The 19962-nt window shown below is 66.4% G+C and carries 17 protein-coding genes and 1 pseudogene; 6 read left to right on the plus strand and 12 right to left on the minus strand.

Annotation, left to right across the window (positions count from 1 at the left end; translation table 11 throughout):
* Positions 1–41: 41 nt before the first annotated feature.
* A complete protein-coding gene (locus tag AC56LU_RS08590; RefSeq protein WP_497175173.1) occupies positions 42–554 on the plus strand; it encodes a Rhs element Vgr protein in 513 nt (170 codons plus the stop codon).
* Between the two features lie 41 nt (positions 555–595).
* Here the strand turns inward: AC56LU_RS08590 and AC56LU_RS08595 are convergent, their stop codons facing one another.
* The 5 genes from AC56LU_RS08595 to AC56LU_RS08615 are packed head-to-tail and all read right to left on the minus strand — an operon-like array spanning position 596 to position 4991.
* Positions 596–1378 (minus strand): hypothetical protein, encoded by a 783-nt coding sequence (locus AC56LU_RS08595; RefSeq protein ID WP_497175174.1) that lies wholly within the window; start codon positions 1376–1378, stop codon positions 596–598.
* Positions 1375–1830, minus strand: coding sequence for a GNAT family N-acetyltransferase (locus AC56LU_RS08600; protein WP_497175175.1), 456 nt, complete (start codon positions 1828–1830; stop codon positions 1375–1377). The genes AC56LU_RS08595 and AC56LU_RS08600 overlap by 4 nt, the downstream gene beginning before the upstream one ends.
* Positions 1823–3046: an ABC transporter permease gene (locus AC56LU_RS08605; protein ID WP_497175176.1), complete on the minus strand. Its 1224-nt coding sequence runs from the start codon at positions 3044–3046 to the stop codon at positions 1823–1825. The genes AC56LU_RS08600 and AC56LU_RS08605 overlap by 8 nt, the downstream gene beginning before the upstream one ends.
* Entirely contained in the window at positions 3043–3777 is a 735-nt protein-coding gene (locus AC56LU_RS08610) for an ABC transporter ATP-binding protein (RefSeq protein WP_497175177.1), read from the minus strand. The genes AC56LU_RS08605 and AC56LU_RS08610 overlap by 4 nt, the downstream gene beginning before the upstream one ends.
* Positions 3774–4991 carry an efflux RND transporter periplasmic adaptor subunit gene (locus tag AC56LU_RS08615; RefSeq protein ID WP_497175178.1) on the minus strand — a complete coding sequence of 406 codons (1218 nt, stop codon included), beginning with the start codon at positions 4989–4991 and terminating at the stop codon, positions 3774–3776. The genes AC56LU_RS08610 and AC56LU_RS08615 overlap by 4 nt, the downstream gene beginning before the upstream one ends.
* A gap of 166 nt (positions 4992–5157) precedes the next feature.
* Here AC56LU_RS08615 and rpiA point away from each other — a divergent pair, with 166 nt between their 5' ends.
* Both rpiA and AC56LU_RS08625 read left to right on the plus strand, forming a co-directional pair.
* Complete coding sequence (gene rpiA, locus AC56LU_RS08620) at positions 5158–5835, plus strand: ribose-5-phosphate isomerase RpiA (protein WP_497175438.1); 678 nt, start codon at positions 5158–5160, stop codon at positions 5833–5835.
* An 11-nt stretch (positions 5836–5846) separates the two neighbouring features.
* Positions 5847–6194, plus strand: a complete 348-nt coding sequence (locus AC56LU_RS08625) for a hypothetical protein (protein WP_497175179.1) — start codon at positions 5847–5849, stop codon at positions 6192–6194.
* Positions 6195–6385: 191 nt separating this feature from the next.
* Here the strand turns inward: AC56LU_RS08625 and AC56LU_RS08630 are convergent, their stop codons facing one another.
* Together AC56LU_RS08630 and argA are read right to left on the minus strand one after the other, a co-directional pair.
* Positions 6386–6661 (minus strand): oxidative damage protection protein, encoded by a 276-nt coding sequence (locus AC56LU_RS08630; RefSeq protein ID WP_497175180.1) that lies wholly within the window; start codon positions 6659–6661, stop codon positions 6386–6388.
* 64 nt (positions 6662–6725) lie between these two features.
* On the minus strand, positions 6726–8039 hold the full coding sequence (argA, locus tag AC56LU_RS08635) for an amino-acid N-acetyltransferase (protein WP_497175181.1): 1314 nt from the start codon (positions 8037–8039) through the stop codon (positions 6726–6728).
* A gap of 55 nt (positions 8040–8094) precedes the next feature.
* On the opposite strand from argA, the gene hrpA reads away from it, so the two are divergent.
* Positions 8095–12096, plus strand: coding sequence for an ATP-dependent RNA helicase HrpA (gene hrpA / locus AC56LU_RS08640; protein WP_497175182.1), 4002 nt, complete (start codon positions 8095–8097; stop codon positions 12094–12096).
* 118 nt (positions 12097–12214) lie between these two features.
* Here hrpA and AC56LU_RS08645 read toward each other — a convergent pair whose 3' ends face one another.
* Positions 12215–12889: a PRC-barrel domain-containing protein gene (locus tag AC56LU_RS08645; RefSeq protein WP_497175183.1), complete on the minus strand. Its 675-nt coding sequence runs from the start codon at positions 12887–12889 to the stop codon at positions 12215–12217.
* 378 nt (positions 12890–13267) lie between these two features.
* Positions 13268–13687: pseudogene (locus AC56LU_RS08650) on the minus strand (SDR family oxidoreductase); the annotation flags it as partial.
* Positions 13688–13758: 71 nt separating this feature from the next.
* On the opposite strand from AC56LU_RS08650, the gene AC56LU_RS08655 reads away from it, so the two are divergent.
* Positions 13759–14373 carry a TetR/AcrR family transcriptional regulator gene (locus tag AC56LU_RS08655; protein ID WP_497175184.1) on the plus strand — a complete coding sequence of 205 codons (615 nt, stop codon included), beginning with the start codon at positions 13759–13761 and terminating at the stop codon, positions 14371–14373.
* Positions 14374–14596: 223 nt separating this feature from the next.
* Here the strand turns inward: AC56LU_RS08655 and AC56LU_RS08660 are convergent, their stop codons facing one another.
* The 3 genes from AC56LU_RS08660 to AC56LU_RS08670 are packed head-to-tail and all read right to left on the minus strand — an operon-like array spanning position 14597 to position 19728.
* Positions 14597–17452, minus strand: a complete 2856-nt coding sequence (locus tag AC56LU_RS08660; protein WP_497175185.1) for an Hsp70 family protein — start codon at positions 17450–17452, stop codon at positions 14597–14599.
* Between the two features lie 15 nt (positions 17453–17467).
* On the minus strand, positions 17468–19324 hold the full coding sequence (locus AC56LU_RS08665; RefSeq protein ID WP_497175186.1) for an Hsp70 family protein: 1857 nt from the start codon (positions 19322–19324) through the stop codon (positions 17468–17470).
* A complete protein-coding gene (locus AC56LU_RS08670) occupies positions 19321–19728 on the minus strand; it encodes a DUF2760 domain-containing protein (RefSeq protein ID WP_497175439.1) in 408 nt (135 codons plus the stop codon). Before AC56LU_RS08670 ends, AC56LU_RS08665 begins: the two co-directional genes overlap by 4 nt.
* On the opposite strand from AC56LU_RS08670, the gene AC56LU_RS08675 reads away from it, so the two are divergent.
* On the plus strand, positions 19643–19945 hold the full coding sequence (locus AC56LU_RS08675; protein WP_497175440.1) for a hypothetical protein: 303 nt from the start codon (positions 19643–19645) through the stop codon (positions 19943–19945). The genes AC56LU_RS08670 and AC56LU_RS08675 overlap by 86 nt on opposite strands.
* Positions 19946–19962: the final 17 nt, after the last annotated feature.

Below are 19962 nucleotides of genomic sequence, written 5' to 3' on the forward strand. Positions count from 1 at the left end.
AGCGCCCTCGCTCTCGAGCTCTCACCGAGAACGAGATCGCGATGGCGTCGCTGCTGTTCCGCGACGCCATCGACTACAGCCGCGTCCGTATTCACGGCCGGCGCTACATGCCCTTCCAGCCGAAGAACTGCTGCATGACGCCGAACGGCAGCATGTACTTTCACCGGTCCTGTTTTCTTCCCGATTATTCGCGTGGGGATCCAACGGCGATCCACTGGTTCATGCATGAGATGGTGCATGTGTGGCAGCATCAGTTGGGGTATCCGGTGAGGTTGCGGGGAGCGCTTCGGCTTGGGCTGCCTTATGGCTATACCCTCCGCGAAGATGCTACGCTGGCCGACTACAACATGGAGGCGCAGGGGGACTTGCTGGCGGATTACTTCGTGTTGAAGTTCCTGAGAAAGCCCAGCGCCATGCGCCAGCAGCAGTACCGCGACAGCCTGGGTTTGTACGAGCGGGTGCTCGGGCGGTTTCTCGAGCATCCAGAAAGCCTGGCCAACTTGCGGCGCGGGCCTGCCCGTTGGCTTGCGTATCGAGGCATGCGTCCTGCCTGATGTATGGGCGAGCGGCTTGGGACGCTCACATTGTTATTGCATCAGGTATCGATTTCATGGAGCGTCACGATGTCGAGCGAGCCGACGAAGGCAATCCTGGCGTTTCCCGTCACCGCTACGGCCGGGTCGAACCTGAGCACCTGGCACGATCCCAGGCTGGTCGTGACGGCAGGCGCGCCGTCTATCTCGATGCGGCCTTCGCCCGGGTGGAAGCAGGCCTTCAGTCCGTCAAAGCGGGCAAGCCGCTCATCGCGCATGCCAATCCGGTACCAGGGGATTTTCTTCTGCACGGTGGCTACCTGCTCGAATGCTTTCGCAAAATCCGCATAGGCAAGGGTCTGTCCTTCTGCAATGCGGAATTTCCACGCGACGTTGAGGTAACTCTTGCGCGTCCGGGTATTGAACATGACGGTGGCTTTTTCCTTCTCCGCCAGCTCCAGTTCCGGCAGCAGGAAGTATCCGCCGCGCTCTACTGGAATCGTGTGATCGACCGTGTCCCCGACGATGGCGATCGACCACGTATCCGGCACGTACTCGTCGCGCGCCGGTCCGGTAATCCCGGTAAAGGAGAGGCGGTAGCGCATTTCAATGACATGCGGCTCGGCAGGCAGGAAGGACTGGAGCAGGGCTTGGCTATTCTTGAAATAAACGTAGGGCAGGTCGCCGGGATTCTTCGCCCGGTTGATCGTGATCGGCGCAAGCTCCTTGACCGTTTCTGGGGTCACGTTGCCGGCCAGCGCGCTGGATATCGGAAAGGCTGCGAGAACGGCCAGGGCCGCGAATGCGGCGCAGCGTGGTGTCGATGGATGAAGCGTGTTATTCATGTCCGTTCGTGCAGGCTGACTCTATCGTAGTTCTCGAGCATGTACTCGACCTCGGCGCCCTGGCCCGGCATTCTCGTCCAGCCCAGCGTCTGGTAAAAGCGGTCTGCCCTGCTGCCGGGAGCCGTACGTAGCCTGATGCGCGTGTGGCCGAGTTCGAGCAGCCAGTTCACGGCAAGCGAAAGCAGCGCCTTTCCGAGTCCCTGTCCCTCATGCGGCGGGCTGACGAACAGCGCCCAGATCGAGGCATTGTTTCGGTCGGCATAACTGAAGGCAACAATCACGCCGTTCAGCTCCGCAACCCACCCTCGTCCATCCTTGTCGAGATAATCCTCGTACATCTGCAAGGTCACGCGGGCCGGGTCCGACAGCACGTTCTCGCGTACGGACAGGCGAATCGCCGACATCGCAGGAATGTCGGCGCTGCCGGCCCGCCGCAGGCACACCTCACTCATAGCGCAGGCAATCCACCGGCAACAGTCGCGACGCCCGCCGCGCCGGATAAAACCCGAAGAACACCCCCACCGCCGTAGAGAAGCCGCAGGCCACCAGCACGCCCTGGAATGTCAGGAACACGTCGAACTTGCCGGTCGAAGTAATCGCCGCCGCGCCGCCCGCCGCGATCGCCACGCCGACCAGGCCGCCCGCCACGCAAATCACCACGGACTCCGCCAGGAACTGCAGCAGCACCGCCCGCGGCCTTGCACCGATGGCCATGCGGATGCCGATCTCGCGCGTCCGCTCGGTGACCGACACCAGCATGATGTTCATGATGCCGATGCCGCCCACGAGCAGGGAAATCGCACCGATCAGGCCCAGCAGCATGGCGACGCCGGCGCTGATCGTCTCCGCGGTCTCCGCGAACGAAGCGATGTTCTCCACCCGGAAGTCGTCCGGATCGTCGGGGCGGATGCGGTGGCGCACGCGCAGGGTTTCCTTGATGTCTTCCACCGCTTCGTCGAGTGACATGCCGGGCTTGCCCTGCGCCGCGATGTAATGCGCATTCTGGGGGAAGGGCGTGCGGATCAGGTTCGCGCTGGCCGCCGTGCCCGGCACCAGCACCATGTCCGCGATGTTCCCGCCGTCGATCTGCTTGCCTTCGCCGGCCAGCACGCCGATCACCTGGAAGGCCACGTTCTCGATGCGGATGTATTTGCCGAGCGGATCGGTCCGGTAGAAGAACTGGTCCGCCACCTTTTGCCCGATGATCACCATGCGCGCCGACGAACGCATGTCGGCTTCGCTGAAGATGGTGCCCACGTCGAGTTTCCAGTTGCGGATCTTGAACATGGCCGGCGTGATGCCATGTACGGTGCTGTTCGCGGTCTCGTTGCCGGCGCTGAGCTTGAAACCGCCCTGCAGGGCCGGGGCCGCGCCGACCAGGCTTGGCAGCTGGTTCAGCGCCTCCGCATCGGCAAGGGTGATCGACTGGATCGCCCCGGCGCGCGCGCGGCGCTCGGAGGTGCGGTCGCCGCCCGGGAACACGTAGATCATGTTGGTGCCCAGCTGCTGCAGCTCCTTGCCGATGAAGCGCTGCATGCTGTCGCCGATGGCCAGCAGCAGGACCACCGACGCGATGCCGATGACGATGCCGAGCATGGTCAGCGCGGTGCGCAGGCGGTTGGCCGCCATCGAACGGAAAGATTCGATCAAAACCTGGAGGAAGTTCATGCGGTGACCTCAGCGTGCGCAGTGTTCAGCTGGCCCAATCCTTCCGCGGCCGGCCCGTCGTACAGCACCCGGCCGTCCTTCAGGCGCACCAGGCGGCGGCTGTAGGCCGCCACGTCGGGTTCGTGGGTGACCAGCACGATGGTGATGCCGCGCTCCTTGTTCAGTTGCTGGAAGCTGGACATGATGTCGTCGCTGGTTTGCGTGTCGAGGTTACCGGTCGGTTCGTCCGCCAGCAGCAGCGGCGGGTCGGTGGCCAGGGCGCGCGCGATCGCCACGCGCTGCTGCTGGCCGCCGGACAGCTGGCTCGGGGTACGCTTGGCCAGGCCGTCCAGGCCGACGCGCTCGAGTTCCTGCAATGCGCGCGCATGCGCCTTGGCGCGGCTGGCGCCGCCGTAGATCAGCGGCAGCGCCACGTTCTCGGCCACGCTCATCCGCTTGATGAGGTTAAAGCTCTGGAACACGAAGCCGATGCTGCGGTTGCGGATATCGGCCAGCTGGGCGCGCGACAGCGACAGCGTGTCGACGCCATCGAGCAGGTAGGTACCGCCGGTGGCCTGGTCGAGGCAGCCGAGGATGTTCATCAGGGTCGATTTGCCGGACCCCGACTGCCCCATGATCGAGACGAAGTCGCCGCGCGCCACCTGCAGGTCGATCCCGTGCAGCACGCGGGTCTCGACGCTGCCGCTGAGGTAGCTCTTGGTGACGCCGCGGATGTCGATCAGCGCGCTCATTGGTCTTCCGCAGGTTTTGCCAGCGTGCGCGTGACGACCAGGTCGCCCGCCTTCAGGCCGCCAGCCAGCACTTCGGTGTACCGGAAGTTCGACAGGCCGGCGCGGATGTCGACCGGCTGCGGCTGGTTCTTCGCGTCCAGGCGGTAGACCTTGAACATGCGCGCCGTCTCGTTGGCGGTGCGGAAGGCCACGTCATCGTCCGGCGCCGGCTTGAGCGCCACCTGCTGAACCTTGCCGTCCTTGCTTGCCTGCGCTTCCTTCTTGCGCAGCTTTTCCTGCTCTTCTTCCGGCAGCTGGAAGCGCAGGGCGGTGGTCGGGATGCGCAGCACGTTGGGGCGGTTGGCCACCACCAGGCGCACCTGGGCCGTCATGCCGGGCTTGAGCATCTCGTCCTTGTTGTCGACGTCGAGCACCACGTTGTAGGTGACGACGTTCTGCACCACGTTGGCGGCCAGGCGGAACTGGCGCATGGTGGCGTGGAATTCGCGTTCCGGGTAGGCGTCGACCACGAAGCGGGCCGGCAGGCCGTCCTTCAGGGCGCCGACGTCGGCTTCCGACACGCTGGTATCGATCTGCATCTTGGTCAGGTCGCGCGCGATCTGGAACAGGTTCGGCGTGTTGAACGAGGCCGCCACGGTCTGGCCCAGGTCGATGGTGCGCTTGATGATCACGCCGTCGATCGGCGAGCGGATCACGCTGTTGTTCAGGTCAGCCCGGGCCCGGTCGAGCTGGGCCTGCGACAGCTGCACGTTGGCGCGCGCGACGTCCATCTCGCGGCGGCTCTGGTCGAGCGCCACGCTGGAGACGAAGTTCTGCGTGACCAGCTTCTCGTTGCGCTGGTAGTTGGCCTCGGCCAGCTTCAGGTTGGCGATGGCCGATGCGCGGCTGGCCTCGAACTGGCGGATCTGGGCGTTGAAGATGGTCGGGTCGAGCTTGAGCAGTACCTGGCCCTTGGTGACGCGGTCGTTGAAGTCCGCATTCAGCTCGACCACCGTGCCGGACACCTGCGAGCCGACGTTCACCAGTGCGACCGGGTTGATGGTGCCGGTGGCGGTGACGGTCTGGTTGATGGCGCCCATGTCGACGGCCGCGGTGCGGTATTTCGACGGCGGGATCTTCGGCTCGCCTTTCGGGGCCAGCCATGCGGCGGCGGCGCCGCCGACCACGATCAACGCGGCGGCAATCGCCACCCGCTTCTTGGTAAAGAGTTTCATGATGTTCTCTGTATGCCTACGGAAAGATCCAGTGTGCTGTACAGATATCTACTTGGCAATGCTTGATGCATCGACAGTCGAAACCGTGCGACGAAGCGTCGTTTTTGAGGGGTGAACGGAACGATCCGCTAGAATGGCGGCTTCTTTTATCTACTCCAACAGCATCATGACCCAGGACGAACTCAAGCAAGCCGTGGCGCGCGCCGCGATCGATTACGTGGTGGACGGCGAAATCATCGGCGTCGGCACCGGCTCGACGGCCAATTTCTTCATCGACGAGCTGGCCAGGATCAAGGACCGCATCAAGGGCACCGTCGCTTCGTCGGAAGCGACGGCAAGCCGCCTGCGCGGCCATGGCATCCCGGTGTTCGACCTCAACGACGTGAGCTCGATGGCGGTCTACATCGACGGCGCCGACGAGATCACCGACACCGGCGCGATGATCAAGGGCGGCGGCGCGGCACTGACGCGCGAAAAGATCGTGGCGTCCGTGGCGAGGAAATTCGTCTGCATCGCGGACGGCTCGAAGCTGGTCGAGACCCTCGGCAAATTCCCGCTGCCGGTCGAAGTGATTCCGATGGCGCGTGCGTCGGTGATGCGCCAACTGGCGGCGCTGGGCGGCCAGCCGCGCCTGCGCCTGAAACCGGGCAGCGATGAAGCCTTCATCACCGACAACGGCGGGGAGCTCATCGACGTGGTCGGCCTGTCGATCCTTGACCCGGTCGCGCTGGAAGAGCAAATCAACCAGATGGTCGGCGTGATCGCCGTCGGCCTGTTCGCCAAGGCGGGCGCGAATGTCTGCCTGCTGGGTACGTCCGAAGGCGTGAAAACCCTGACTTTCTGAGCGAGGAACGCATGAAGCATGCACTGGCGCCTGTTGCTGTCCTGATGGCCGTCCTGCTGGGCGGCTGCACGCTGTACAAGAGCAGGATGGCGCCGGCGCCGGCGGCGCCTGTCGCAGCCGCCAGGCCGGCGGCTCCCGCATTGCTTGATGCGAACGGCACCCCGATCGAGCGCGTACCGTTCAGGATGGGCGTGTCGTCGGCAACGGTCGAGAAAATGGCGAAGGGGCAGGGCTGCACGAGCGGGCAGGGCGCCGGGCTGGTGACGGAAGCGGGGCCGGTGGAGGTTTACCGGATGCGCTGCGAGGACGGGAAGGTATTCATGGCGCGGTGCGAGTTGCGCCAGTGTGTGAAGATGTAGTTAGCTGCGGTGCTGGACGTAGGGTGGGCGGCTCCGCCGCCCACGCGTTCAACAATCATCGGAACTGCCACGACATATCAGACCGCAGCTCAACAATCATCGGAACTGCCACGACATATCAGACCGCAGCTATCACCGCGTGGGCGGGAAACCCGCCCACCCTACAAAGGCGAGGTGCAAGCGTTCCGGGGTTAAGCCGGCGGCGGCACGTAGCCCTGTGCCTGGTCCGCAGCGCCGTCACCAAAGAAATGACGTTCCATCTGCGTCGCCAGGTACTTGCGCGCGCGGTCGTCCGCCAGGTTCAGGCGGTTTTCGTTGATCAGCATGGTCTGGTGCTTCAGCCATGCCTGCCAGGCCTCTTTCGAGACCGACAGGTAGAGCTTCTTGCCCATTTCGCCTGGTACCGGCGGGAAGTCCAGTCCTTCGGCTTCCTTGTTCAGTTTGATGCATTGGACGGTGCGGGCCATGGTGTACTCCTGTAATCCTGTTAATCAAGCCGTGCGGGCAGGCCGACACGCAGTAAGAGCTCTATTATAGGGTCTTGATGAAAACCTGTGACCGGCGCTGCCAGTTATACATGTGCTGGCGGTCCTTTGGCAGGTCGTCCACCGTGGCCGGCACGAAGCCGCGCTTCTTGAACCAGTGCGCGGTGCGCGTGGTCAGCACGAACAGCTTGGTCAGGCCGGCTGCGCGGGCGCGGTTCTCGATGTGCTTCAGGATGCGCTCGCCGTCGCCCTGGGTCTGGGCGTCCGGGCTCACCGTCAGGCAGGCCATCTCGCCCATCTTCGCTTCCGGGAACGGATACAGCGCCGCGCAGCCGAAGATCACGCCGTCGTGGTCGATGATCGAGAACTGGTCGATCTCGCGTTCGATCAGCTCGCGGCCGCGGTAAACCAGGGTGCCGTCGGCTTCCAGTGGCTCGATGAGCTTGATAATTCCGCCGACGTCCTCAATTGTGGCCTGGCGCAGGCTCTCCAGGTTCTCGTGGCTGATCATGGTGCCGACGCCGTCGTGCGTGAACAGCTCGAGCAGCGCGGAGCCGTCCATCTCGAAAGGCACGATGTGGGCGCGGTCCACGCCGCTGTTGCAGGCCTTGATGGCGTGCCGCAGGTAGAAGGCGGCATCCGGCGGCAGGAAGCCCGCCTGCAGCACGGCCTCGGCCTGGTGCGAGGACAGTTCGCGGATTTCCGTGCCTGCGGCGTCGGACATCATTGCGGTCTCGGTGATGTAGATCAGCTTGTCGGCGTGCAGGGCGATCGCAGCCGAGGCGGCCACGTCTTCCATCGTCAGGTTGAAGATCTCGCCGGTCGGCGAGAAGCCCAGCGGCGACAGCAGCACCAGGCTGTCCTCGGTCTGCAGGATCGGCTGGATCTTCTCGGCGGCGATCTTGCGGGTCACGCCGGTGAGCTCGAAGTCCACGCCGTCGATCACGCCCAGCGGACGCGCCACCACGAAATTGCCGGAAACGATGCTGATCTGGGCATGCGACATCGGCGTGTTCGGCAGGCCCTGGCTGAAGGCGGCTTCGATGTCGAGACGCAGTTCGCCGGCGGCTTCCTTCGCGCATTCGAGCGCGGCGGGGTCGGTGATCCGGATACCGTTATGGAAACGGCCTTCGACGTTACGCAGGGCCAGCTGCTCCGCCACCTGCGGGCGCGAGCCGTGCACCAGCACCAGGCGAATGCCGAGGCCGAGCAGCAGGGACAGGTCCTGGGCCAGCACCGGCAGGGCGCCGGCGGCGACCAGTTCGCCCGGAAAGGCGACGACGAAGGTCTTGCCGCCGAAGGTGTGGATATATGGCGCGACAGAGCGCAGCCACTGGACGAATTGGGTAGGGTTTTCCATTTGCCGCATTATAATTCGCTGCGCGTTGTGCGCACCAAATACCTCGCAAAAATCAATGTCTGATCAGAGTAACAATCCTTCGCCGCAACCGGCGCGCCCCGCTTCCGCAAAAGAGCGCAAGCCGGATGGCCGGACCCCGCGCGCCGACGACCGCAGCCCGCCGTTCCGGAATCCGCTCCCGCCGATCACCTTCCCCGAAGACCTGCCGGTGTCAGGCCGCCGTGCGGAGATCGCCAAGGCGATCCAGGAGAACCAGGTGGTCATCGTCTCGGGCGAAACCGGCTCCGGTAAAACCACCCAGTTGCCGAAGATCTGCCTGGAGCTGGGCCGCGGCCAGAAGGGCCTGATCGGCCACACCCAGCCGCGCCGTATCGCCGCGTCGAGCACCGCCAAGCGCATTGCGCAGGAAATCGGCTCGCCGCTGGGCGAGCACGTGGGCTTCAAGGTGCGTTTCAACGACACGCTGCACAAGGGCGCGTCGGTCAAGCTGATGACCGACGGTATCCTGCTGGCCGAAACCCAGACCGACCCGCTGCTGCGCGGCTACGACACGATCATCATCGACGAGGCGCACGAGCGCAGCCTGAACATCGACTTCCTGCTCGGCTACCTGAAGCAGTTGCTGCCGCGCCGGCCGGACCTGAAGATCATCATCACCTCGGCGACCATCGATGCGGAGCGCTTCTCGCGCCATTTCGGCACGCCGGGCAAACCGGCGCCGGTCATCGAGGTATCGGGCCGCCTGTACAAGGTCGAGGTGCGTTACCGCCCGGTGGACCGCGACCCGGTAACAAGCGCCAATGCCAAGCCGGGCGATCCTCCTCCGAAGGCGCAAGCGGCGCGCGACAAGCGCGACCTGATGGAGGCCGTGGTCGATGCCGTGGATGAACTGTGCCGCATCGGTTCGGGCGACGTGCTGGTATTCCTGCCGGGCGAGCGCGAGATCCGCGACTGCGCCGAGGCGCTGCGCAAGCACCATCCGCCGCACGTCGAGATCCTGCCACTGTTCGCCCGCCTGTCGGTCGAAGAGCAGGACCGCGTGTTCAAGACGACCAACGCGCGCCGCATCGTGCTGGCCACCAACGTGGCCGAGACCTCGCTGACCGTGCCGGGCATCCGCTACGTGGTCGATACGGGTCTGGCGCGCGTAAAACGCTACAGCTTCCGCAACAAGGTCGAGCAGCTGCAGATCGAGCCGGTGGCGCAGTCGTCCGCCAACCAGCGCGCCGGCCGTTGCGGCCGCGTGGCCGACGGCGTCTGCATCCGCCTCTTTGAGGAAGACGATTACAACAAGCGTCCGAAGTTCGCGGACCCGGAAATCCTGCGTTCCTCGCTGGCCGCGGTCATCCTGCGCATGAAGTCGCTGCAGCTCACCGACGTCGAGACCTTCCCCTTCATCGAGCCGCCGCAGGGCCGCGCGATCGCCGACGGCTACCAGCTGCTGCAGGAAGTCGGCGCGGTCGACGACGCCAACGATCTCACCCCGCTGGGCCGCAAGCTGGCCAAGCTGCCGCTCGACCCGCGCGTGGGCCGGATGATCCTGGCCGCGGTCGACAACGACTGCCTCACCGAGATGCTCATCGTGGCCTCGGCGCTGTCCACGCAAGACCCGCGTGACCGCCCGATCGAGTACCAGCAGCAGGCCGACGAGAAGCACAAGAAGTTCGCCGACGAGAAATCCGAGTTCCTCAGCTACCTCAAGATCTGGGCCTGGTTCGAGGACGCGATCGAGCACAAGAAGTCGAACCGCCAGCTGCAGGAGAACTGCCGCGCCAACTTCCTGTCGCAGCTGCGCCTGCGCGAGTGGCGCGACGTGCATTCGCAGCTGCTGACGGTGGCGCGCGAGCAGGGATGGCGCCTGAACGCGGCCCCGGCCACCTACGACCAGCTGCACATGGCGCTGCTCACCGGCCTGCTGGGGAACATCGGCTTCAAGGCCGAAGACGAGCCGGTGTTCCTGGGCGCCCGCGGCATCAAGTTCCACATCTGGCCGGGTTCCTACCTTGCCAAGAAGCCGGGGCGCTGGGTGATGGCGGCCGAGCTGGTCGAAACCACGCGCCTGTACGCGCGCACCATCGCCCAGATCCAGCCGGAGTGGGTGGAAAAGATCGGCGCCCACCTGCTGAAGAAGTCCTGGGGCGAGCCGCGCTGGGAAAAGCGCCAGGCGCAAGTGACGGCGACCGAGCGCGCGACCCTGTACGGCATCGTCGTGTACAGCAACCGCCGCATCAACTACAGCCAGCACAACCCGCAAGAGGCGCGCGAGATTTTCATTCGCGACGCGCTGGTCGCGGGCGACTACGAGACCCGTGCGCCGTTCTACGCGCACAACCATAAACTGGTGAAGGAAATCGAGAACCTCGAACACAAGTCGCGCCGCCTGGACGTGCTGGTGGACGAGCAGCTGATCGCCGCCTTCTACGACAAGGAAATCCCGCACACGGTGGTGAACGGCGCCGGCTTCGAGAAGTGGTACAAGGACGCCGCGCGCGACAATCCGAAGCTGCTGTACCTGGTCCGCGAAGAGCTGATGCGGCACGAGGCGGCCGGCGTCACCACCGAGCTGTTCCCGAAGACGATGAACGTCACCGGCATCGAGATGGGGCTGAGCTACCACTTCGAGCCGGGCAGCGCGCGCGATGGCGTGACCCTGGGGGTGCCGCTGTTCGCGCTGAACCAGATTCCCCTGGAGCGCGCCGGCTGGCTGGTGCCGGGCATGCTGAAGGAGAAAGTGCACCTGCTGCTGAAATCCCTGCCGCAGAAGCTGCGACGTCATTGCGTGCCGCTGCCGGACTACGCGGCGAACTTCTACGAGCGCCACCAGGACCCGCTGCGTTTTGCCAGGGGCGACCTGATCGACGCCCTGATCGACGACATCCACAAGCACACCAGCGCGCGCGTGCTCACCACCGACTTCAAGCTGGAAACCCTGCCGGCCCACCTGTCCATGAACTTCAAGGTGATCGACGAGCACGGGCGCCAGCTCGAGATGGGGCGCAACCTGGCGACGCTGCAGGCGGAGCTGGGCGGGCAGGCGCGCCAGAGCTTCCAGAAGATGGCGGAAGCGACGCCGACGGCCGCGCCGGCTAAGCTGCAGGCGGCTGCACCGTCCGTGCCTGCGCCATCGAGAGGGAAGGGCAATGCGCCGGTGACGAAGCCTGGCGCCCCGGCCGCGTCGGCTGCGCCGGCGCCAAAGGCAGGCGCGGTCCAGCATACCGGATTGACTACCTGGAGCTTCGGCGAACTGCCGGAACTGCTCGAGATCACCCAGGGCAAGCTGACCCTGATCGGCTTCCCGGCGCTGGTGGACAAGGGCACGCACTGCGACCTGGAAGTCTTCGACGACCCGAACGTTGCCGCGCGCACCCACCGCGTCGGCCTGCGCCGCCTGTTCATGCTGCAGCTGAAGGACCAGCTGAAATTCGCCGAGAAGAATATTCCCGGCCTGCAGGGCATGGGCATGCAGTTCATGAGCGTGGGCACGCAGGAAGAGCTGCGCGACCAGATCATCGCCAAGGCGATCGACATCGCCTGCCTGCAGGATCCGCTGCCGATCAACTCGGGAGAGTTCAACAAGCGCAAGGACGAAGGCAAGGGGCGCATCGGCCTGTTGATCAACGAGATCGCGCGCCTGGTGGGCTCGGTGCTGGCGGAGTTCCACGGCATGCCCAAGCGCATCCAGAGCCTGCCGCAGGTGGTGCAGGCGGATATCCAGGGCCAGCTGCAGGGCCTGATCCACAAGCGCTTCATCGCCGACAACGAGTACAGCCAGCTGGCGCACTTCCCGCGCTACCTGAAGGCGATCAACGTGCGCCTGGAGAAGTTGCGCGGCAACCCGTCGCGCGACGCGCAGCTGATGGCGGAATGGCAGAACGCGGCCAGCCAGTTCCAGCGTACGCTCAAGAACCAGGCCGGCAAGAACAACGATCCGCGCATGCTGGAGTTCCGCTGGATGCTGGAGGAGTTGCGGGTGTCGCTGTTCGCGCAGGAGCTGCGCACGCCGATGCCGGTGTCGGCCAAGCGCTTGCAGAAGGTGTGGGAGTCGATGATTCGCTGATGTTCGTAGGGTGGGCGGGTCTCCCGCCCGCGCGTTCAAATCACGTTCGTATTCTCGCGGCGTGATCATTCACCTTGTGGTTGAACGCGTGGGCGGCAAAGCCGCCCACCCTACAAAGTCAGCCGATGTTACTGCCGCGGATGCGGCTCAGGTCCTTGTCGCTGCCCTCGTGGCTCGGCCGCGGATCGGCACTGCCGCCGACGCCATACGAGTCGCCGTGGGCACTCCCCGACCCGACGCTGACGCCCAGGCTGCTGCCCGCGCCACCGGCGTCGCCAGCCGACCCGGCACCCATGCTCGAGCCCATGCCGCTGCCCATCGCCGAACCGGAGCCCACGCCACCAGACATGCCACCCATGGTCGACCCCGGCCCCATGGTCGGGGCGCCCGAGCGTTGCGGATCGGTGCCGTAGAAGCTGTGGATGCCGCCGGCCCAGCTCACGTCGCTCATGTCGGGCCAGGCGTCCTTGGCGAAGCCCGGAGCGGTTTTCAGGCGCTCCTTGTCCACGTTGAGTACCATGCGCTTGTTCGCGGTATCCAGGTGCAGCGCCTGCCAGGGCACGGCGAACAGCTTTTCGCCCAGGCCGAGGAAGCCGCCGAAGGCCAGCACGGCATACGCCACCTGGCCGGTCTGCATGTCGAGCATGATTTCCTTGATGTCGCCGAGGTCTTCCTCTTGCGCATTGACGACGCTGTCGCCGATCAGCGTCTCGGCACCCATCAGCGCCGGTCCCGGACCAGTGCTGCGCGTGTTCTTGTACATGCCATATCTGTCACGATCTGCGTAGCTCATTGCGTACCTCCATGATCGTCGTTGAGAGGCAAAGCCTTCGGGCCTACCCGTCGTGGGTAAAGCGCAGCCTTGCTGGCCGCATGATATGACGCATTTGCCACAAGGCGCGCGCGAAAGAAGCTTTCCGTGCGCGCTATGCGAGTTGGCGCACAGAACAGTATTTGCGCCGTGGTTAATGTGCTAAGTAATGTTTCGGAGAGAAAAGAAATGACTGTCAATTCGCGCTGCAACTACACCGGCCTGTTCAGCAAACGCATCCCGACGCGCTCGGTCACTACCGCAATCAGTTCCGTTTTCGCCCGCCTGAGCTGGTTCGGCCGCCGCTGAACCGGGGCGCAGCGCGCGGGCCGGCCCCGGCCCGCGCGCCAGTCTCAGACCTCAGGTCCCCCCTCCGCCGGACACGCCATAGACGTGCCCGGTGGTGAAGCTCGCTTCGTCCGAGGCCAGCGTGACATACGCAGAGGCCAGTTCTGCCGGCTGCCCCGAACGCTTCATCGGCGTATCGGCGCCAAAATTCTTCAGGTTTTCCTGCGTCTGTCCGCCCGACACCTGCAGTGGCGTCCACACCGGTCCCGGCGCCACCGCGTTTACCCGGATTCCCTTTGATGCCAGCTGCTTGGCCAGCGACTTGGTCAGCGAGACTTCGGCCGCCTCGCTCATGGCGTAATCGACCAGGTTTTCAGACGGATCGCAGGCCTGCTGCGAAGCCGTGTTGATGATGCAGCTGCCGGGCTTCAGATGCGGTAGTGCCGCCTTGGTAATCCAGAACATCGCATACACATTGGTCTTGATGGTCCACCCCGCTATTGTTCGTCCAATTAGGGATAAATGGCGCTTGATATTTCGCACACCTGTGCTAAAGTAAGTGCATGAACAGCACCGCCAAAAGCGAAACCACCTACGCCATTATCCTCGATGCCGCCGTCGACATGGCGGCAAGCGAGGGCATCGGCAAGGTGTCACTGGGTGAAGTATCCAAGCGCACCGGCATCAGCAAGAGCGGGGTGTTTTCCCGCGTCGGCTCGCTGGAAAGCCTGCAGGCCGCCGTGCTCGACGAGTACGATCGCCGCTTTTCCATCGAAGTGTTCCTGCCGGCGCTGCAGGCGCCAAAGGGCTTGCCGCGGCTGGTCATGCAGGTGGAGCTGTGGCTCAGGAAGATCGGTAACGAAACATCGCGCGGCGGTTGCCTGTATACGGCCGGCGCCTTCGAGTTCGACGACGTGCCCGGTCCCTTGCGCGACCGGATCGAAGAAGGCGTCATGCGCTGGCGCGCCTCGCTGCGCAAGACCGTGCTGCAGGCGATGGAGGCAGGGCACCTGCGGCCGGACACCGAGCCTGAGCAGCTGGTGTTCGAGATCTACAGCCTGGCCATCGGGGTGATGCACGACGCGCGTTTCCTGCGCTCGGGGGCGGTGCCGCGCAGGGCGCAACGGGCCTTCAACCGCCTGATATCGACATACAAGAGTTTCAACGATGTGGAGTAGGGATGTCCGAACCGGGGCGGCTGACGCTGTCCCTTTTTTTGAACCCATTTCGCACGTGTGTGCGAAATGAGCTGTGCTGAAGGAGTCGATCATGTCTGCGTTCTGGTTGCTGCTGGTTCCCGTTGCCGGGTTTGTGTGGATCAGCCTGCGCGGTGTCGTGTGCGCGCTGCCGAAGTCGAATGAGGATTTTGTGTTTTGCTGACGCCGCCGCGAGCGGTAGCCTTCAGCGCAACAGCTTGAGCCCCGGCGGCAGCGCGTCGCCCAGCATGCGGGTCTCGACGGCCTGGTCGAGTTCGACCACCTCGCGCACCATGGCCGGCCAGCTAGGGGGGGCGCCGGTGGCGGACAGGCGGCGCAGCACGTCGTCGCGCATGGCCTGGCCGATGTCGCGCGAGCGGTCGCCGGTCATGCGCGCGATGTGGGCGGCGGCAAAGCCGGCCGGCTCGATCTTCTTCCAGTCGAGCCGCAGGAGCTGGCCGAGCCAGCTTTCGGCTGAAGCGCTGGGGGCCACTTCGTGTGCGGCGCCGTGGAAGGACTGGCGCGCGCCGACGCGGCCCAGGGCCCACAGGTAGCGCGCGTAGCGTGCCGCGGCGCGGGCGTCGATCCTGGCCCCGGCCGGCATGTCCATGATCTGGCCCATCAACCAATCGCCGATCTCGGCCTTGTAGGCGGACGGGATGCGTTCGAGCGAGGCGCCGACGCGCAGCATGTCGTCCTCGGTGCCGTCCACCAGCGTGACGGGGCGGCGTCCGCGTTCCGCCGCGTCGGCCTGCAGGTTGAAGGCGAAGTCGTCGAGCAGGCGCAATTGGGCTTCGGTAGAGAGGCCGCCGGCCACGCGGCGCCACAGGGTCCACCATTCGGCGCGCACCTGGCCGTCCTTGTGATATTGCACGCCAGTGTCGAACATCGCCCACAGCTGCTCGATGCGCCATTCGTCGAGCGGATGGCCGAAGCCGGGGCGCAGGCAGTAGCCGGCCAGGTTCAGCCACACGCGCTCGTGCTCGCTGGACCTGCGCCGGCCCTTGGCGCGCGCCAGCAGGGCGTCGAACAGGCGGCGCAGCAGCGGCGTGGTCCAGCGCTCGCGTGACCCGAGCAGGAATTCCAGCGAGGCGCGCAGCTGGCGCACTTCGCGTGGGTCGACCTGCTGCGAACGGTTGCCGAAGATGCGGTCGATGCGGGCGATGGCCTCGTCCAGCGCGGGCGGCAGTGCGGCGTCGTCGACCGGTTCCTCATCTTGCGCGCGCAGCTGGAATTCGAGGCGCCAGCGTTGGGAAGCATCCTCTTCGGCGACGCAGGACACCTCCAGCGTGCCGACCTCAAGCAGCACGGTGGCCAGCTGCACCGGGATGTCGGTGCTGCGGCTGCTGCGCAGGACCGTCGAGATGGCGGGCAGGCGCACGATGTCGGCGGCCGGCAGGTCCAGCAGGTCGCCGGGCCGAGGCAGCACGCCGCCAGGATCCGCGGTCGACGAGACCAGGTGGAAGCGCACCGGCCGCCCCAGGCGCAGGGCGAAGCTGCGGCCCTCCAGGCGGACCTCCTCGCCGGCCGGGGCGCCGCGCGGCAGCAGGCAGACCGCGCGCACGCCGTTGCTTCCACCATCGCCGGACTGTTGCGCGTCCAGCAGCAGGTAGTAGTTGCGCGCCGAGCCGCTTTCGATGGACGGCGCCTGGCCGGTACGGGCCAGCGAATAGGCGACGCCGCCGCGCGCGACGGCCACGTCCGGGTCCTCGTTGTGCAGCACGTGGACGGGCGCCCCGCGCCAGTTCGACAGCACGTCGGCCAGGCGCTGCGCCAGCGCCGCGCCGCGGAATACGCCGCCGTTGAGCAGCACCGCATCCGGTACAGGCACAGGAAGGGTGGCGTCGTCCTCCGCTTCTACCACCATCCCGAGCGCCTCGCGCGCCGCTCGCGCGTGCTGGCGCAGGAAACCGGCGAGGTGGCGCGTGATGGCCGGATCGCTCGCATAGGGCAGGCCGAATTCGACGATGCCGGCGCGGGCGCGCTTGGCCGGCTCCTGCGCCTCGTTGGGCGGGAAGAAGCCGTCGAGGACGATGCGCCGCACGTCCTCGCGCGTGATCGTCGCGGAGCGGCTGGCGCCGATCAGGCGCGAACCGGCGCCGAGCAGGGTGACGCTGACCTGCTCCGGCGCATCCGGGGCCAGCAGCTGCTCTTTCGCGGCGCGGCAGCGCTCGCTGAGCTGTGCGAGACGGCCGGCGGACAGGCGTTCGGACGCATTTTCTCCCCCGGCCAAACGCGATTCGGCCAGGTGCGCCAGCGCCAGGTCCATGTTGTCGCCGCCGAGGATCAGGTGATTTCCGACGCCGATGCGGGTCAGCTTCGGCTGGCCGTCCTTGTCCAGTTCCGCTTTCACCAGGCTGAAGTCGGTGGTGCCGCCGCCGACGTCGGCCACCAGCACCAGGCGCGTGCCCGCCAGGTCCCGGGCCAGGGTGGCGCGGTGGCGGTACAGCCAGTCGTAGAGGGCGGCCTGGGGTTCTTCCAGCAGGCGCAGGTCCGGGAGGCCGGCCATGCGCGCGGCCTCCAGCGTGAGCGCACGCGCGCCTTCGTCGAACGAGGCGGGCACGGTGAGGACGATCTGCTGGCGCGCCAAAGGGGCGCCGGGGAAGCGCGCATGCCAGGCCGCTGCCAGGTGTGCCAGGTAGCTGGCGCTGGCCGCCACCGGCGACACTTTCTCGACGTCGGCATCGTCGGCGCCCCAGGGCAGGATGGCCGCCATGCGGTCGACGCCGGCATGCGAGAGCCAGCTCTTGGCGCTGGCCACCAGGCGGCCAGGCGCCTGCGCGCCGAGCACGCGCGCCAGCCGGCCGACGGCGACGCGTTCGACTCCCGCCGGGTCTTGCTGCACCCACGGCAGCTGGAGTTCGCCGGGAGCGAGTTCTCCTGGCGCCGGGTGGTAGCGCATCGAGGGCAGCAGCGGCGCGCTAGCGACTTCGCCGGGCGCCACCAGCTGGTCGATGGCCAGCAGCTCGACCTCCGCCGTGCCGGGCGAGGCCGATGCGGCATACGCGAGCACCGTGTTGGTGGTGCCCAGGTCGATACTGACGAGGTACTGGGTCGCCACGCGTTTACTGCCGCATCACTGCTGGCGAACGTCGAACTCGATCTTCCAGCGCTGGCCTTCGCGCGACACCGCGGCCAGTTCCAGCGTGCCGGCCTCCGTGGCAAGCGCGTGCAGCTTGACCTGTACCACGTCGCCCGCCACGCGTCCATCAGCCGGAAGAGTTGCCTGGATTTCGTTCATCTCCTGCAGCTCGTCCGGGCCCCAGGACTCGAGCACTTCGCCGATGCGGTCCTGGCGGCGCGTGGTGGAACCGAAGAAGCGGAAGGTGACCGGCTCGCCCACCACCAGGCCGAATTCCTGACCCGGCAGTTCGAGTTCGCTGCCTTCTTCCATGCCGAAGGGCGCCACGCACAGCGCCTCGGTCGGCGGCTCCATGCCTGGAATCGCCGGCATCGACGACTCCACGCCGACGTAGTAGGAACGGGCCGTGCCGCCGCGGATGCGTACGCCGCCGCCGCGCCGCGCATAGCTGAAGTAGGCGGCGCCGCGCGCCACCGCCAGGTCGAGGTCGGCACCCTCCAGCATGCGCGCCGCTTCCGCACCTTCCATGTAGAGCCAGTCGTTGATGGTGTCCATCACGCGCTGGGCCAGGATGCTCGACTTGAACACGCCCCCATTGAACAGCACTGCGCTCGGGTGAAGGAAGGTGTGTCCTTCGTTCACACGGCCCTCAAAACCTTCCAGCCCGGCGGTGGCGCCGGCCTGGCGCGCCAGGAAGGCGGCAAGGTGCCTGGTAATGGCGGCGTCCTGCGCATACGGCAGGCCGACCTGGGTCAGGCCGGCGCGTGTGCGCGTGGCCGGACGGGCAGTGGCCTCCACGCGCGGGAAGAAGCCGTCGGTGATGAAGGCGGTGACTTCGTCGCGCGTCAGTTCGGTGCGGATCGAGCCGCCGATGAGTTTCGAGCCGCGGCTCGGCACCACGATCGGCCACACGGTGGCGGCAGGGTCGGCCAGCAGGTGCTCCTTGGCGCCGCGGCAGCCATAGGTGAGGGCGCGCATCTGCCAGGAGTCGAGCTGGGTGCCGTTGGCGGCAAGCTTGCGCGCCACGAAGTGCGCCAGCGCCAGGTCCATGTTGTCGCCCCCCAGCAGGATGTGGTCGCCCACGGCCACGCGGTGCGGTTCGAGCTTGCCGTCGCGCTCCAGGATGGCGATCAGCGAGAAGTCGCTGGTGCCGCCGCCCACGTCCACCACCAGCACGATGTCGCCGGCCTTGACCTGCTTGCGCCAGCTGCCGCGGCTGCTCTGGATCCAGCTGTACAGGGCCGCCTGCGGTTCTTCCAGCAGGTTCGGGGCGAAGCCGGCGTTGCGCGCTGCTTCGGCAGTCAGTTCGCGCGCGCCCGGATCGAACGAGGCCGGGATGGTGACGGTGACCTGTTGCTGCTCGAAGGGCGCATCCGGATGGGCGGCATTCCAGGCCTGGCGCAGGTGCGCCAGGTAGCGGGTCGACGCCTCCAGCGGCGAGACCCGCGTGACTTCTTCCGGCGCGTCGTGCGGCAAAATTGCCGCGCGGCGGTCCACGCTCGGGTGGCTCAGCCAGCTCTTGGCCGAGGACACCAGGCGGATCGGGGTGGTGGCGCCGCGGCTGCGCGCCATCTCACCGGCGATGAAGCCTTCGCCCCCGGGGCTCCAGGGCAGCGCGGTGTCGCCCGGCGCCAGTTCGTCGGGGTGCGGCAGGTAGAGGAAGGAGGGCAGCAGCGGCAGCGCCTCGACCGTGCCCGGGCCGCTCAGCTGCGGGACCGGCAGCACGCCGTCGACGGTCTGTTCGCCGTCGCTGGTTTGCAGGTCGACATACGACAGGGCGCTGTGGGTGGTGCCCAGGTCGATGCCGATGGCAAAACGAGCCGACTGCGCGTGGTCTTGTTGATCGCTCACAGTTCCACCTCCGCCGGCGCCAGCACGCGCGCGTCGTGCTTCTCGGCCAGCTGCGGCAGCTGGACCCTGGCGGCGCGCCAGCCGCGGTGCGACAGGGTGCCCTTGAACGGGGCCTGGCCGACCACGTTGCCGGTCAGGCGTATGCTGGCGGCGTCGAAGCCTTCTTCCAGCGTGACGCGCGCGCCTTCAGGCTCCGCGCGCACCGGCTCGATCGTGAAGTGCTCGCGCAGCACACGCGCGCAGCCTTCGTGCACGACGCGCGCGGCGGCGCCGATGTCGGCATCGGAATAGGCGCTCAGGTCTTCCTGGGTAAAGTCGATCAGGCGGGCTTCGCGCTGGAACAGGCTCAGCAGTTGCAGGGCCGATTCGGCGGCCGGGGCGCGCAGCGGTGCAGTCGTTGGCAAAGGGGTCGGCGCCGGCGTCGGTGCGGTGGTGGGAGCGGCGGTCGGCGCCATGGTCGGGGCGGGCGTCGGCATCGTGACCGGGCCTACCGCGTCATCGCGCACGCGCGCGGCAAATTCGGCATCGCCCAGCGATTTGAAGAAGCTGCCGAAGGCGATCGAGAGCCGGCTGAAGAAGCCCGGCAGTGGGGTCGGTGTATTCATTCTTGATGTTCTGTAGGGTAAGGGACGGGCGAG

It is taken from the genome of Telluria sp. PB2R4, assembly GCF_059685695.1.

Bases quoted from the DNA above. Each gene is read 5' to 3' on its own strand.
- AC56LU_RS08630 (WP_497175180.1), bottom strand. From the start codon at position 6,661: ATGGCCCGCACCGTCCAATGCATCAAACTGAACAAGGAAGCCGAAGGA.
- argA (WP_497175181.1), bottom strand. From the start codon at position 8,039: ATGGAAAACCCTACCCAATTCGTCCAGTGGCTGCGCTCTGTCGCGCCA.
- hrpA (WP_497175182.1), top strand. From the start codon at position 8,095: ATGTCTGATCAGAGTAACAATCCTTCGCCGCAACCGGCGCGCCCCGCT.
- AC56LU_RS08610 (WP_497175177.1), bottom strand. From the start codon at position 3,777: ATGAGCGCGCTGATCGACATCCGCGGCGTCACCAAGAGCTACCTCAGC.
- rpiA (WP_497175438.1), top strand. From the start codon at position 5,158: ATGACCCAGGACGAACTCAAGCAAGCCGTGGCGCGCGCCGCGATCGAT.
- AC56LU_RS08625 (WP_497175179.1), top strand. From the start codon at position 5,847: ATGAAGCATGCACTGGCGCCTGTTGCTGTCCTGATGGCCGTCCTGCTG.
- AC56LU_RS08615 (WP_497175178.1), bottom strand. From the start codon at position 4,991: ATGAAACTCTTTACCAAGAAGCGGGTGGCGATTGCCGCCGCGTTGATC.
- AC56LU_RS08590 (WP_497175173.1), top strand. From the start codon at position 42: ATGGCGTCGCTGCTGTTCCGCGACGCCATCGACTACAGCCGCGTCCGT.
- AC56LU_RS08595 (WP_497175174.1), bottom strand. From the start codon at position 1,378: ATGAATAACACGCTTCATCCATCGACACCACGCTGCGCCGCATTCGCG.
- AC56LU_RS08655 (WP_497175184.1), top strand. From the start codon at position 13,759: ATGAACAGCACCGCCAAAAGCGAAACCACCTACGCCATTATCCTCGAT.
- AC56LU_RS08600 (WP_497175175.1), bottom strand. From the start codon at position 1,830: ATGAGTGAGGTGTGCCTGCGGCGGGCCGGCAGCGCCGACATTCCTGCG.
- AC56LU_RS08605 (WP_497175176.1), bottom strand. From the start codon at position 3,046: ATGAACTTCCTCCAGGTTTTGATCGAATCTTTCCGTTCGATGGCGGCC.
- AC56LU_RS08645 (WP_497175183.1), bottom strand. From the start codon at position 12,889: ATGAGCTACGCAGATCGTGACAGATATGGCATGTACAAGAACACGCGC.